Source organism: uncultured Helicobacter sp. (assembly GCF_937906905.1).
In the GTDB taxonomy this organism is placed as follows: domain Bacteria; phylum Campylobacterota; class Campylobacteria; order Campylobacterales; family Helicobacteraceae; genus Helicobacter_B.
On sequence record NZ_CALERY010000034.1, the window covers coordinates 45,456 to 60,130 of the forward strand.

The following is a 14,675-nucleotide window of genomic DNA, read 5'->3' on the forward strand; positions in this document are numbered from 1 at the left end:
TAGTAATAGGAAAATTTTGTAAGGATACAAATAGTGGATACCAAAACGCTTTTTGAACGCATAACTAAAATCTATAATAACCTAAGTGGTAAGCAAAAAATCGTCATCACCGCAACGATTATCCTGCTTATTGGGTTTTTTGTATTTTTGCTTGTTTTTTCTAATAAGCAGGTGCAAAATTCCTATGGTGTGCTGTTTGAGGGCATGGATTCCTCGGATAATGCCCTAATTCTTCAGTATTTAAAAGACAACCAAATCCCTTACAGAATCCCGCGTAGTGATGTGATAGAAATCCCCAGTGAGCGCGTGGCAGAAGAGCGTATCGCGCTAGCAGCTCAAGGCATACCTAAGACCTCTAAAGTGGGCTTTGAGGTTTTTGATATCAATAATATCGCCGAGACGGATTTCACTCAGCAAGTCAAATTCTTGCGCGCCACGGAAGGCGAGCTTACGCGCACAATAGAAGCTTTGGAGCCGATTTTTAAAGCAAATGTGCAGATTGCCAACCCTAAAGAATCGCTCTTTGTCTCCACAAGTATCCCGCCAACAGCGGCTGTTATGGTGCAGTTAAAGCCTGGCAGTGCGCTTTCATCATTTCAAATTACCGGGATTAAAAATCTCGTTTCTGCTGCTATCCCAAAGCTCACGCCAGAGAATGTAAAAATTGTTGATGGCAATGGGATTCCGCTTGGAGAGGAAAATGATCTTGCCGGAATCAATGAAGTGCTTAAGCAGCGCCAGGCAATCGTCCATGCCGATGAGCAAAAGCTCGCAGATAATATTGTGCGCCTGCTCTCTCCGCGTGCTGGAGGTTCCAACAAAGTTGTTGCAATCGTCAATCTCCAATACGACTGGAATCAGCAAGAATCTGTCAAGCAGACATTCGATCCTGCCCAAGTTGTCCCGCGCTCAACAAAAGATTTCGAGCAGGAGAAGCAGGGTCCAGGCGAGAAGCGGATTGGTGGGATTCCGGGTGTGGAGAGTAATGTCGGTCCTGTGCAGAATCTAGATTCTGATAATGGGCAAATCAAAGAACGCACGACAGAAAATATCGCTAATAACGAGATTGGTACTGAAACAATCACAACTAAGCATGCTATGGGTAAGCCGCTGCGCCTCACGGCTTCCGTGCTTGTTAATGGTGGGCACAAGTTGGTGGTGGGTGATGATGGACAAGAGAGTTCAGAATATGTGCCTTTTACACCAGAGGAGCTTGCCAAGCTTGAAAATCTTGTCAAAAATGCCATAGGCTTTGATGAAAAGCGCGGGGATTCTGTAACTGTGTCTGACTGGGATTTCTCCAAAGGCGAAGCGATCAAAGTGCCAAAGACATTTGTCGAGAGAGCCACAAGCTTCATGATGCAGTATGTCCCACTGCTTAAATATGTCATCATCGCCATTATCATCTTCATCTTTTACAAAAAAGTCATCGCGCCATTTGCAGAGCGTATGCTTGAAGTCCAAGATGCAGAAGACGATAAGATTGAATCGCTCTTTGAGGTTGATGATGACGATGATGAAGCGAGCTCGCGCTTTGGCGAGCTTCGCAAACGAGTTGAAGAGCAGCTTGGCATTAGTGGGGGTGGATTTAGTGAAGATGAGGTGAAATACGAAGTGCTGCTTGAAAAAATCAAAGCTGCCATTCAGGAGAAACCAGAGGAAATCGCCTCTCTATTCCAAAAGCTTATCCACGATGAAATCGGCTTAGAGAAGTCTAGCTAGGAGGATTTGATGAGTTTGCAGCTAAATCAACGCCAAAGAGCACAATATGATGAGCTCTCAATGTCGGAGAAAATCGCTATTTTGCTAATCCAAGTAGGCGAGGAGCTTACCAGCGAGATTTTCAAAAACCTTGATATCGATGGGATTACCGAAGTTTCCAAGCAAATTATGCAGCTAAAAGGCACGGACAAAGCCATCGGCGGTGCGGTGCTAGAAGAGTTTTATGCGATTTTTCAGTCTAATCAATACATCAACAGCGGTGGGCTTGACTATGCTAGGGAGCTACTTAATAAAGCTCTTGGACCAGAAGAAGCCAAGCGGATTTTGGACAAGCTTGCCAAAACTATGCAATCTGCCAAAAACTTCGCCTATCTTAGTAAAATCCGCCCGCAACAGCTTGCAGATTTTATCGTCAATGAGCACCCCCAAACTATCGCGCTTATCCTTGCGCATATGGACGCAAGCAGTGCGGCAGAGACCTTGGGGCATTTTAGCGATGATAATATGCGCGCAGAAATCGCTATCCGTATGGCAAATCTCGGCGATATTTCACCAAATGTCGTCAAGCGCGTCTCCACCGTGCTAGAAAACAAGCTAGAATCCTTAACGAGCTACAAAGTCGAAGTGGGCGGTCCAAGGGCAGTTGCGGAGATGTTTAACCGCCTTGGGCAAAAGGCTGCCAAATCCACGCTTTCTTATATCGAGCAAATCGATGAGCAGCTAGCAAATGAGATTAAAGAGATGATGTTTACCTTTGAAGATATTGTCAATCTTGATAAAAATGCTATTAGAGAGATTCTCAAAGTCGCGGATAAAAAAGACCTTACAATGGCATTAAAAGCTGCCAATGACAGCTTGAAGCAAAAATTCCTTGATCAAATGAGCACCAGGGCTAGTGAGCAATTCATTGAAGAAATGCAGTTCTTGGGCGCGGTGCGTATGCGCGATGTCGAAGCTGCCCAGCGCAAGATCGTAGAAGCGGTGCAGACACTTTCAGAGCAGGGGCTTATCCAAGTAGGCGAAGAGGAGGATGTCGTTGAGTAATTTTTCAGAAGATAGTCTCATCACCAAAAATCATATTGAAAAGCATAGAATCAGCAAGTATGAGTTCCGCCCTATTGTGACAGATGAAGTGGATTCTAAGCCCAAAGCCCCAGAATCCGCTCAAGCCCCCAGCTTGCCCCCAGCAGCACAGAGCATTGGAGAAGATAGTATAGAAAAAGAGCTGATAGAAAAGCTGCTGCAAAAAACCGATGAGCTCTCGAGCTCGCTTGCAAAGCTGCAAATCCAGTTTGAAAAGCAGCAGCTTGAAATGGAGGAGAGGGTCAATACTGCACGCAATGACGCCTACAAAGATGGGCTAAAAGAAGGTGAAGAAAAAACACGCCAAGCCCTAGAGACTGATGTGCAAAAGGAGCGCGCCGCCCTTGTAGAATCTGCTATCAATCTTGACAAAGCTATGCAAGCTTCCCAGACGCATTTGCGCGAGCTAGAGAAAGAGCTAAGTGCCATTGCTGTGGATATTGCAAGAGAGGTGATCGCAAAAGAAGTGGAGAAAGATAGCGCGGCTGTGGCATTAGCCTTGGCAAAGGAGCTGCTAGGCTCAATCGCCGATGCCACTGATGTGCAAATCCGCGTCAATCCGCTTGACTACCACACTCTAACCCAAGAGCTAAAAGATCACCCCAAGCTAAAAATAGAAGCGGATAATGCTATCACCAAAGGTGGTGTGATTATCGCAAATGGCGGTGGGATCATCGATGGCACTATCACCAATCGCTATAAAACTTTAAAACAAAGCGTTTTGGATAATTTGAAAGACTAGGGCGTTGTATGGCAGTTTTCCCCCAAAAACCCATAAAGCAAATGGATTTAGCAGAGCTAGAGAAGCTATGCGCTGATATTCGCGCTAGAATTTTAGAGGTTGTGAGCCAAAATGGTGGGCATTTGAGCTCGACACTTGGCGCAGTGGAGCTAATCGTGGCTATGCACTATGTCTTTGACTACACAAAATCCCCCTTTATCTTTGATGTCTCCCACCAAGCCTATGCGCATAAGCTCCTAACAGGGCGGTATGATGAGTTTGCGAGCTTGCGGAAGTTTGGGGGGGTGAGTGGATTCTGCGCTCCTAGGGAGTCAAGCGCGGACTATTTTGTCGCCGGGCATAGCTCGACTTCGATTTCACTAGGTGTGGGCGCGGCAAAGGCTATGGCTTTACGCGGTGAAAAAGCAATGCCCATTGTGCTGATTGGCGATGGGAGTATGAGTGCTGGGCTTGTGTATGAGGCGTTAAATGAGCTAGGCGATAGAAAATACCCTATGCTTATTATTTTGAATGATAATGAAATGAGTATCGCCAAGCCCATAGGCGCGATTTCTAAGCATTTATCGCAAATCATCTCCCACCCAATGTATCAATCGTTTCGCAATTTCACAAAAAAATGGCTAGAGAAAATGCCAGATTCTGCGACTTATCTCGCCAAACGCTTTGAAGAGTCGCTAAAGCTTATCACCCCCGGGATTTTGTTTGAAGAAATGGGGATTGACTACATCGGTCCAGTTGATGGACATAGTCTTAGTGATCTCATCTTTTGCTTTAAAAGGGCGCAGGATTTGGGGCGACCAGTGATTGTGCATACACAAACGATTAAGGGCAAGGGCTATGAGATTGCTGAGGGTCCTTATGAGAAGTGGCACGGGGTAGGGGCGTTTGATCTCCAAACAGGGCAGGCACTCAAAAAGCCCAGCCCAAAGCCCACGCCCACGCAGGTGTATGCTACCACACTAGCAAAACTTGCTAAAGATGATGCAAGAGTTGTAGGCGTTACAGCAGCGATGCCCGGAGGCACGGGGCTAGGCGAGCTAATTGACACTTATCCTAATCGATTCTGGGACACAGGCATTGCCGAGCAGCATAGTGTAACCTCTATGGCGGCGATGGCAAAGGAGGGCTTTATCCCCTTTGTGAGTATTTACTCGACATTTTTGCAGCGTGCCTTTGATCAAATTATCCACGATGTGGGGATTATGGGGCTGCCGGTGCGCTTTAGCATTGATAGGGCTGGGATTGTAGGCGAAGATGGCGAGACACATCAAGGGCTTTTTGATATTGCGTATTTGCGTATGATTCCGGGGCTTGTGCTTTTCGCTCCGCGTGATAATGCTACGCTTAAGCTCGCCATAGAGTTTGCCTACAACTTCTCTAGCGCGCCTTGTGCCTACCGCTATCCGCGCAATGCCTTCTGCCTAGAAGAAGGTAGCTATAAAGCAAGGGAATTTGTGCTAGGTGAGCTAGAAGTTTTGCAGCAGGGCAGGCAAATCGCGCTTATTGGCTATGGCAATGGCGTGGGCAGGGCGGATAAAGTCTATCGCGCTTTGTGTGATTTGGGCTTTGCTCCTAGTCTTATTGATCTGCGTTTTTGCAAGCCGCTACCACAAGAGCTAGAATCCACTTTGCGCAGTCATACAATCGCCTTTGTCTTTAGCGATAGTTATAGAGATGGCGGCGTGGGTAGCGCGATATTGGAGCAGGCAAGCGCGTGGGAGGTGCTGCTGCCACTTTATAGCCTTGAGCTAGAATCCACTTTTGTCCCGCACGGCGATACAAAGAGTGTCGAGCACTCGGTGGGGCTTAGCGAGCAGGCGTTGCTTGAGCGCGTGCTTATCAAGCTTAAATCCCACAATATCACTCCATAGGCGCGGCTATGAGTATAGAGCATAAAGAGGGCTTTGAGTTTAGCTTTGATAGCTCTGCTTGTGGGAGCTGCGGAGGGCGGTGCTGCGTGGGCGAGAGTGGCTATATCTTTCTCACGCTCAAAGAAGCAGAATCTATCGCCACATTTTTAGGGGTGGGGTTTGAGGACTTTGTCTTGCGCTATGTGAAAAAGGTGGGCTATCGCTTTTCACTGATTGAAAAGCCTTATGAAGATGGCTTTGCGTGCGTGTTTTTTGACACCGCAAAAAAGCAGTGCGGGATTTATGCCACTCGCCCAGCGCAGTGCAGGGAGTTTCCATTTTGGGAGGGACTTAGGGCAAGAGAGCAGCTTGCGGAGCTTTGCGCACTTTGCCCGGGTGTTGTGCGCTGTGAAAACAAAGCAGAGCCACCAAACAAGGCGCACCCATGAGAGGGGCACTCTTTCGTATGGCTTCTTGCGTAATGCTATGCTCTGCTATGCTCTGGGCGCATAGTGGCGAGGACGCTGCCATGCTGCGTGGGGCAGATAGCCTATATCATAGGGATTTTGCAAGCTCATTTGATGAGTTTATCGTGCTCTTTGATGAGACGCACGAGCCCTACTACGCTAGGCTTGCAGCTCAAGCAGCGATGGGTAAAGGCGACTTAGAAGCCGCCCAGCGGCTAGCCGAGCTATATATCAAGCTAAGTGGCGATCGCGACGATAGCGTGGTGAATAAGATTCTGGCTGATAGCTATGCCAAGCAAGGGCAAATCACAAAAGCCTTGCAGGTGCTTGAGCGCGTGTATAAGCAAGAGCCCACGCCAGAAATCACTGAAGTGCTCGCCAATATGTATATGCTAAACCAGCAAGCCGCCAAAGCCCAGGGGCTTTACGCTGCGCTCTATGCAGAAAATCGCAATACAGAGCTGCTAAAAAAGCTGTTCATGTGTTTGGCATTTCAGCAAAAGCACCAGGAAGCCTTAGCTACGCTTTCAGGGCATTTGCTTGAAGTTGGCTGCGAGGGGGCGTTTTGCGAGGAGAGTTTGCGGTTTTATGAGGATTTGCAGGGGCTTGACATGGCAAAAAATGTCTTTGAAGAAATCTACAAAACCAACCCCACAATCCCAAATGCGACGAATTTCATGCGCGTGTTAATCGTGCTTAAGGACTACCAAGAAGCCCAGGGTGTGGCTAAGGCATTTCCATTTGATAAGGGATTACTGCTTGATTTGTATGTCATGCAGGGCGATTTTGTCAAAGCCCAAAAAGAAGCCACTCATATTTATACGCAAAGTGGTAATCCTCGATTTCTCGCTCTAGAGGCGATTTATAGTTTTAATGCGCTTTCCCAGCCCACCCGAGCAGACGCCCAAGCAATCGCCAAAAAGCTAGACAAAGCCATTACACTTCTTCAAAAAGAAGCTTTAGAATCTAAGAAAAAGCCTACATCGCAAGATTCTTTCCAGAGAGATGTGTTTCAAGATGCGTTTTTTTATAACTTTTATGGCTATTTGTTGATTGATTATGAGCTTAATATTAAGCGTGGTGTAGAGTATGTCAAAAAGGCTCTAGTGATTGAGCCTTATGCTATTGCTTATATCGACTCGCTGGCGTGGGGGTATTACAAGCTTGGGGATTGTGAAAACGCGCTTAAGGCGTTTGCCCAAATCCCAAAAGATCAGGTGGAGAGAGAAGAGGAGCTGCGCGCACATCAGTATCAAATCCTAGGGGTGTGCCAGAATCCTGCCAAATCCGCTAAAGAATCTCTGCCAAGCCCAGCACCTAAAAACCCCACACCAAAAAGCACAAAAGAGTAGATGATATGGATTTGACTTCCTTAGATTCTGGGCAATTAGATTTAAAAGCATTGGATTCTGGCGGGCTAGATTCTGCTCTAGCGCGCGATCATAGCGCTAGTAGCACGCGCGCTACTAGCGAGTTTTTTGCACATTTGGAGCAGAATCTCGCACGAGAGCAGGAGATAGCGCCTTTTGATTTGCTGGGGCGCTCACTCTCCTATAATCCCTACCCACCACGCTTTAAGGAGATGTTTCCTAGCTTAGATTCTACAAGTGTCAATATGCCTGCAGTCATGGTGCGAGGTTTTGGATTTGAGGCACTAGAGGGGATTGTCGCCAAGCAGCCCGCGCTTATCGTGCTAGATCTCGCACGCGATGAGTTGGCGCGCCCAAGTGGCGAGGGGCTAGAGTGTGTGGGGTATTTGCGCCATTATACAAACGCACTCATCGTGCTTAGGGACTATTTCATCAATCCTTACCAGATGCTCCAGGCACTCGTGTATGGCGCAGATGCAATCATGCTTAATCACCTGCCTAAAAATGCTAAAGCTTTGCTAGATTTTGCATTTAGGCTAAATCTCATGTCCTTTGCATTCATAGAGAGTCCAAAGGACATTAAGCGTGCAATTATGGCAAGGAGTGAGGGGCTGGCAGTCGTGGAGTCGATATATGATGAAGTAGCTACGCTGATCCCTAGGCAAAAATGTCTAGCCAAGCTTGTCTTAGAATCTAGAGGGGCGGATTCTAGCGCGCTGGATTCTGCTATGCCAGGCTCCAAATCACGCTCTAGCCGTGTGCCAGATTTTACCTGCGTGTCGATGTAGGGGTGATTTGCGTGGTGCAGGTGGTGATAGATGGGCGTGAATGTGAGCTGGTAGATTCTGGGGTGCGGCTTGATGAGTGTGTATCGCGCGCACTTGGAAGCTCACGAAGCCAAGCCCAGGAGTTCATCAAGCGTCATGGCGTAATGCTCAATGGCAAGCACACGCAAAAGTGTGGAATCAAGCTCGCGCAAGGGAGCGAGATTTGTATCAGCCTGCTAGAATCTAGTGCCCCAGAAACCAAAGCCCTAGACTTCGCCCCGTTAGATTCTGGGGCAAACATGCTTATGGAATTTTCCCAAGAAGCATGTTTTGAAATCTGTCCAAAGATCTCTCCAGAAATCCTGTATGAAGATGGCGAATTGCTTATCCTCAATAAGCCCCCACATCTCGTTGTCCATGGTGCGCCAAGCGTGAAAGAACCCACGCTTGTGGATTGGCTTCAGGCGCGTGGCACATTGCTTTCTAGCCTTGGCGGGGAGCAGCGCGCAGGGATTGTGCATAGGCTCGATAAACAGACCAGCGGGGCAATCGCCATTGCTAAAACAAACCACACACATGCAAACCTAAGCCAGCAGCTAAAGGAGCGTAGCATGGGGCGCTACTATCTCGCTCTTATCGATGCTCCACTAAGAGAGCCGCGTGTTATCACTTGCCAGCTTGATCGCCACCCAAATAACCGCCTCAAAATGGCAAATGTCGATAATATGCGCAGGGCTGGATCAGGTGCGCGATTTTCTAAAAGCACTTTTCTCCCACTGCTTTGCACAGATTCTATCTCACTTGTGGCTATCAAGCTCCACACCGGGCGCACGCACCAAATCCGCGCGCATTTAGAGAGTATCAATCGCCATATTCTAGGCGATAGTCTTTATGGCTATAAAGGCGAAGGCTTTGAGCGTGTCATGCTACATGCCTATCTGCTCTATCTCAATCACCCTGCCACAGGCGAGAAGCTTGCATTTTGCGCGAGTATTTTTACAGATATGCTACAATGCGCGCACAGAATTTTTGGCGCAAAGGAATTTGATGAAGCAATCCAGCAAGAGACTATTTTGCGGGCTTTTTCTCAGTTTGACTCTACTGGCTCTTAGTGGCTGCGGGAGCAAAAACACCTCGCTAAGCTTTCTAAATCCGCAAGATAGACTTGATCCAAACTTGCCTACAATCACCAAAGTGCGCACGATTGCAGATGTCAGTTCAATTGCCTTTGAATGGGATAGGGTAGCTGACCCAAACGCAATAAAAGGTTTTGTTATCTATCAAATCAATGCTAATAACAATACCAAGCGGGTTGCCACGATTAAAAACCCTTATGCCACGCATTTTGTGCTAGATTCTCTACTGCCAGAGACTGGCTATGTCTTTGCTATCGCTACGCTTGGCACAGATAATGCTATCTCGCAAAAATCCCCAGCATTGCGTGTCAAAACTTCCTATATCGATCCTATTGAAAAAGCTTTTGCCTCAAGCGATTATGCGAAAAAAATCAAGCTTATTTGGAGTCCCCACCCAAATCCTAGCATTACGCGCTACATTATCCAGCGCAAAAATACAAGCACCAAAGGCGCAAGCACGAAAAATACAGGCGGGGAGTTTGTCAATATCGGCACGATTAAACATCGCTTGCTTGTAGAGTATTTTGATGAGAATCTAGCCGATGCGCAGAGCTATACCTATCGCATTATCGCGCAGGATTTCTCTGGGAATAAATCACGCCCAAGCCCAGAAATAGAGGGTGCTACACGCCAAAAACCAAAAGCTATCACCACTCTCCAAGCCTCTCAAAATCTAGCCAAGAAAATCCAGCTAAGCTGGGAGGTCGTGCCTGATGTAGCGCGCTATGAGATTTACGCTTCCACGAGCCTTGATGGCAATTACAAACCGCTTGTGCAGGTGAATAAAAACTACTATACGCATAAAGTGGGCAAGGATAGTGCAGTGATTTTCTATAAGGTGCGTGCGATTGATGACAAAGATGTCGCAAGCGATTTGGCAAATGGTGCGACTAAAGGCGCTACGCTCCCGCCACCACCCACGCCCAAAATCACCAAGGGCACGATCCAAAACTCTCATGCGCTGATTGAATGGGAAGTCATCAATAATGCGCGTGTGAAAGCCTATGCTGTCTATCGCTACGAGGGGCGACTAGGCAGTCCATTGCGCTTTAGCAACACGATAAAAACGACTTTTATTGACAAAGAAATGCACAAGGGTAAGCGATATATCTACAAAGTCGTCTCTGTGGATAGTGAGGGGAATGAGTCGCTCCCAAGCAAAGAAGTCGAGCTGCTACTACAATAATGCCACATTTCATCGCCAAACTTCCAGCCAAGATCACTATGCCAGATTCTGGTTCTACTCTTGATTTCAAGCTAGAATCTGGTGCATTTAAGCTCCCAAGTATCCGCTCCCCACATATCGCCCTTATCGCTATGCCCTACACCTACCAGAGCTCTGCTAGATTTTGTTTTCTACATGAGATCACGCGCGAGTGTGATGTGCTGCTAAAATGCGTAAAATCCCTGCGCCCCACACCAATAGGTATAGCCAAAGATGCGCTCTCTCGCCTAAGCGCACACTATGAGGTGCTACAGGATAATCTCTCCCTAAGCTCGTCAAAGCAGCAGGTGAGCAGTGCGTTTTTGCTTGGAGAGAGGGAGATTTTGGATCTTGTGGCGCGAGAGGCTAGTGCTTTGGATTTTGGTCAATCCGTAGAACCTAAGGCACGCTTTGATTCTACTATCCTAGAAATTGGCTTTGGCAGTGGTAGGCATATCCTTCACTTAGCTAGGCAAAATCCCAATGCTCTCGTGCTAGGGCTAGAGATCCATACGCCCTCCATTGAGCAGGTGCTACGCCAGATAGAGATTCTAGGACTAGAGAATCTCTATCTCTCTTGCCTTGATGCGCGTGTATTTCTCTCATGTGCGCCAAGCCATAGCCTGCGCGAGATATATATTCACTTTCCAGTGCCTTGGAATAAAGCCAAGCACCGCCGTGTGCTTAATGGCAAGCTTTTGCAAGAAGCGTTGCGCGTGCTGGATTTGGCTGGTATGCTGGAGTTTCGCACAGATGACAGGGAATATTTCAACGATGTGCTCGAAGAGGCAAACGCGCTAGAATCTACTGCGCCTAAATCCTTTTGCGTGCGCCATAGTATCAATGAAAGCCAAGCGATTACAAGTAAATATGAAGCACGCTGGCTGCGCCAGAGCAAGGATATTTATACTATCATCGTGCGACCAGATTCTAGGGGCAATGCTAGCGGAGATTCTAGCAAGGGGTTTGAGCAAGATTCTAGTGCAGATGTGATTGTGGATTCTCCCACCACACTAGAATCTAGTGCGCAAAATTTTGCGTTTAGTTTTGATGAAAAATTGGTAAAATCCCTTTTGGCAAAGGTGCTTGAAGCGGAGTCCTCGGCAGATGGATTTGTGAGGCTTTCGCGCATAGCGGATTGGCTTTGTGCGCAAAAGTTTGTGCTAGATTCTGGTGATTTGGATTTTGGCAAGCTGGATTTTGGTTTGAGTGTTACCAAAGATTCTGGCACAGAATCCGCACTGGAAGCTAAGGCAGGTTTAAAGCCAGAATCTAGTGCGCGTGGTTTTTTGCGTATTGTTGATATGTATGCTTCAAGCACTGCGCGCAGATTTGCGCTGCTGGTGAGTTTTGGGGATTTTGCCTATCCGTGTAGCCGCCTTGTGCTTTTTGCAGAATCCGGGCAGGGCTGCTATCTCCCAGAGCCCCCTATACCCACGCAGCTAAATTACAAAGCCCATGCGTTGTTCGTGCGTATTTTAACCCAAGTTTTGGAGCGACTATGAGTATCATCACAGCTAGCAATCTCACGCTTGGCTATCAGCGTGAAGAGCCTGTCATTGTCAATGCGAGTTTCACAATCAATCGCAAGGATTTTGTTTTTATCTCAGGACCTAGTGGGAGCGGGAAAAGCACGCTGCTAAGCTCGCTCTATGGCGCGCTCACTCCTATGAGTGGGAATCTAAGCGTATGCGACATCAATCTTACTAAGCATAAAGAGCGCAATATCCAGCGCCTAAGGCAGAAAATCGGCATAGTGTTTCAAGACTATAAGCTCATCGAGGAGTGGAATGTTGAGAAAAATATCGCGCTTCCTATGCTTATCAATGGCTATAAAAAAGACGCTTGCGATGCCCAGACAGAAAAGCTGCTTTCACATATCGGGCTATTACACAAAGCCAGCAAACACCCACTTGAGCTTAGTGGTGGAGAGCAGCAGCGTGTGGCTATGGCGCGCGCAATCGCTCATCGCCCGGCGCTGATTTTAGCTGATGAGCCTACTGGAAATCTCGATGATTTCTCCAGTGATATGATTTGGAGCTTGCTAAAAAGCGCCAATGAGCAGCTAGATATTACAGTGCTTGTCGTTACTCACCGCGTCCCTATGCGCACTAATATCTCCTATCGACACTTGTTTATTGATCGAGAAAGGAATACTATCTATGAACAGCATTAAACAGCACTTTTTTCTTCTTTTGCCTCTGCTTGCGTTGCTATTTAGCTTGGAGAGTTTTTTGTTTATCAGCCGTGCGATTGTAAGCAAAGAAGACAAGCTCTTGCAAAATTACTCAATTGTGATTGCGAGCAAGAAAAAGCTCTCGCTGGAGTTTATCAGGCAAAATATCCCAGAGACAGCTTCGTTTGAGTCAATTGATCCAGGTTTTATCCTCGATAAAATCCGCGCAAACATGAATAACGAAGATTTTGAAAACATCAAAAAAGATCTTTCGTTTTACTACACGCTAAAGCTTGATTCTTTTCCTAGTCAAGCCCGTCTTAGCAGTATAGAATCTACGCTTGGCAAAATCCCTGGAATTGAGCGCACAGAATCATTTGCCAAAACACATAATCAAGCCTATCGGCTGCTATTTTTGATTAAGTTTAGCATACAGACATTTGCGCTTATTTTGGGGCTACTTAGCATACTGCTGATGATTGATCAAATTAGAATCTGGCATTTTGAGCATAATAAGCGTATGCAGATTATGGGCTATCTGGGCGCTAGTATGTGGATGAAAAATAGCTTTTTATTTAAAGGCGCAATTTATGATGCGATCATCGCAGCAGTGGCGGTGAGTGTGGGGTTTTTGTATTTTTCTACGACAAATGCTGCTAAGGAAATGCTTGGTGCGTTGGAGATTGGGCAAGAGATTTTTAGCTTTGGGCTGGATTTTGGGATTTTGCTAGGCGCATCTATTGGTATATGTATGCTGTGTGCGCTGATTGCCATTATGCTACAAAGAAAGGTTTAAAATGCGCGCCTTTGCTCCGCTGCTTTGCCTAGCACTGCTGACTTCTCTGGACGCTAATCCTAAAAAGCTTGAAGACATCGAGAAAGACATCAGTGCCAATAGACAAAAACTTGAAGAAAAAGCAAAAGAAGAGAAGCAAATTACATCTCGATTAGGCTCGCTTGGCAACACGATCAATGCGCGCAAAAAACAAATCATCAATCTCAAAGAGCAAATTGCATTTCTACAAAAAAGCATAACGCAAAATCAAAGCCAAAACCAAAGCCAAGAACGCAAGCTTGAGTCCCTGCGCAAAACCTTGCAGTCGCTCGAGGGCGAGAAAAGTGCCACACAAGCCTATATTGCTAATATTATTATCAAGGATTTGGCATTTTTGCTAATCCTTGATAAGCAGAGTGTCATTTCGCCCGATGATGTGATCCTCGAAGATGTATTTGATATTTTAACCAAGCAGAGTCAGGGCAAGATTCTGTCCCTAAGCGAGAAGCAAAATAAAATCACAAGCCAAATGGGTCTTATCACCAATAATATTAACGAGATTACCACGCTTATTGGCACCCAGCAGAATAAAAAAGAACAGCTGCAAAAAATGATTACTGAGCAAAATCTTCTCAACGAAAAGCTCCAAGCCGAGCTCAATGCCTATAATCAAAAACTAATCCAAATCTCCAAAGAGCGTGAAGGGCTGGATTCTATCCTCCAAAATCTCAACATCATCAAAGCCGATAGACAAAAAGAGCTTGAAAGACAGCGCCAAGCCCTAATTGCTGCCCAAAAAGCCCAGGCTGAAAAAGAAGCTAGAGAAGCTGCGCAAAGAAACGCCGCCCAAAGCACCAAGCCCCAGGATCCATCGCAAGGTCTTTCAAAAGAGGACCTAAAAATCGTGCAAGTGGCAAACAGCTACAAAAATGTTTCTGTCGTCAAATACACAGGTCCCAAGACCATAGCGCCAATTGACTATTACACAATCGAGCAAAATTTCGGTCCCTATCATGACCCAGTCTATAATCTTAAGGTCTTCAATGAGTCAATCACACTGCTTTCTAAAGTCCCAGATGTCGCGGTGAAAAATATCATGGACGGCAAGGTTGTCTATGCTAAAGAAGCCCCTGTGCTTAAAAAGGTTGTCATTATCGAGCATAGCAACGAGGTCTATACGATCTACTCGCAGCTCGATAGGATTGCCCCCACTGTGAAGCCAGGCTTTGTTGTCCAAAAGGGTTATACCATCGGTAGAATCTCCCAGCGACTTGGTCTAGAGATCACCCAGCAGGATAAACATATCAATCCTGTCGAAGTTATCGCCAAAAGCAAATAGGAGCTACGCTAAATTAGAATAAGTGCGCAAAAATTTGTAAAAAT

At 46.5% G+C, this 14,675-nt stretch carries 13 protein-coding genes; all 13 read left to right on the forward strand.

Features of this window, described 5'->3' with window-relative positions; all coding sequences use genetic code 11:
- The first annotated feature begins 33 nt into the window (after window positions 1-33).
- Genes fliF through Q0171_RS08250 form a run of 13 tightly spaced genes read left to right on the forward strand, consistent with a single transcriptional unit; the run spans window position 34 to window position 14,631 of the window.
- Complete coding sequence (fliF, locus tag Q0171_RS08190; protein ID WP_299328836.1) at window positions 34-1,722, forward strand: flagellar basal-body MS-ring/collar protein FliF; 1,689 nt, start codon at window positions 34-36, stop codon at window positions 1,720-1,722.
- A 9-nt stretch (window positions 1,723-1,731) separates the two neighbouring features.
- Complete coding sequence (gene fliG, locus Q0171_RS08195; RefSeq protein WP_299328838.1) at window positions 1,732-2,766, forward strand: flagellar motor switch protein FliG; 1,035 nt, start codon at window positions 1,732-1,734, stop codon at window positions 2,764-2,766.
- Window positions 2,753-3,547 carry a flagellar assembly protein FliH gene (fliH, locus tag Q0171_RS08200; RefSeq protein ID WP_299328840.1) on the forward strand — a complete coding sequence of 265 codons (795 nt, stop codon included), beginning with the start codon at window positions 2,753-2,755 and terminating at the stop codon, window positions 3,545-3,547. Before fliG ends, fliH begins: the two co-directional genes overlap by 14 nt.
- 8 nt (window positions 3,548-3,555) lie before the next feature.
- Window positions 3,556-5,418, forward strand: a complete 1,863-nt coding sequence (dxs, locus tag Q0171_RS08205) for a 1-deoxy-D-xylulose-5-phosphate synthase (protein WP_299328842.1) — start codon at window positions 3,556-3,558, stop codon at window positions 5,416-5,418.
- Window positions 5,419-5,426: 8 nt separating this feature from the next.
- Complete coding sequence (locus Q0171_RS08210; RefSeq protein ID WP_299328844.1) at window positions 5,427-5,846, forward strand: YkgJ family cysteine cluster protein; 420 nt, start codon at window positions 5,427-5,429, stop codon at window positions 5,844-5,846.
- On the forward strand, window positions 5,843-7,216 hold the full coding sequence (locus Q0171_RS08215; RefSeq protein WP_299328847.1) for an ATP-dependent nuclease subunit B: 1,374 nt from the start codon (window positions 5,843-5,845) through the stop codon (window positions 7,214-7,216). Before Q0171_RS08210 ends, Q0171_RS08215 begins: the two co-directional genes overlap by 4 nt.
- A gap of 5 nt (window positions 7,217-7,221) precedes the next feature.
- Entirely contained in the window at window positions 7,222-8,022 is an 801-nt protein-coding gene (locus Q0171_RS08220; RefSeq protein ID WP_299328850.1) for a hypothetical protein, read from the forward strand.
- Between the two features lie 14 nt (window positions 8,023-8,036).
- Window positions 8,037-9,113 carry an RluA family pseudouridine synthase gene (locus Q0171_RS08225; RefSeq protein WP_299328852.1) on the forward strand — a complete coding sequence of 359 codons (1,077 nt, stop codon included), beginning with the start codon at window positions 8,037-8,039 and terminating at the stop codon, window positions 9,111-9,113.
- Window positions 9,049-10,323 carry a hypothetical protein gene (locus tag Q0171_RS08230; protein WP_299328855.1) on the forward strand — a complete coding sequence of 425 codons (1,275 nt, stop codon included), beginning with the start codon at window positions 9,049-9,051 and terminating at the stop codon, window positions 10,321-10,323. The genes Q0171_RS08225 and Q0171_RS08230 overlap by 65 nt, the downstream gene beginning before the upstream one ends.
- Entirely contained in the window at window positions 10,323-11,846 is a 1,524-nt protein-coding gene (trmB, locus tag Q0171_RS08235) for a tRNA (guanosine(46)-N7)-methyltransferase TrmB (protein WP_299328858.1), read from the forward strand. Before Q0171_RS08230 ends, trmB begins: the two co-directional genes overlap by 1 nt.
- Window positions 11,843-12,517 (forward strand): ABC transporter ATP-binding protein, encoded by a 675-nt coding sequence (locus Q0171_RS08240; RefSeq protein ID WP_299328860.1) that lies wholly within the window; start codon window positions 11,843-11,845, stop codon window positions 12,515-12,517. Before trmB ends, Q0171_RS08240 begins: the two co-directional genes overlap by 4 nt.
- Entirely contained in the window at window positions 12,504-13,313 is an 810-nt protein-coding gene (locus Q0171_RS08245; protein WP_299328863.1) for an FtsX-like permease family protein, read from the forward strand. Before Q0171_RS08240 ends, Q0171_RS08245 begins: the two co-directional genes overlap by 14 nt.
- 1 nt (window position 13,314) lies before the next feature.
- Entirely contained in the window at window positions 13,315-14,631 is a 1,317-nt protein-coding gene (locus tag Q0171_RS08250; protein ID WP_299328866.1) for a peptidoglycan DD-metalloendopeptidase family protein, read from the forward strand.
- The last annotated feature ends 44 nt before the right edge of the window (window positions 14,632-14,675 follow it).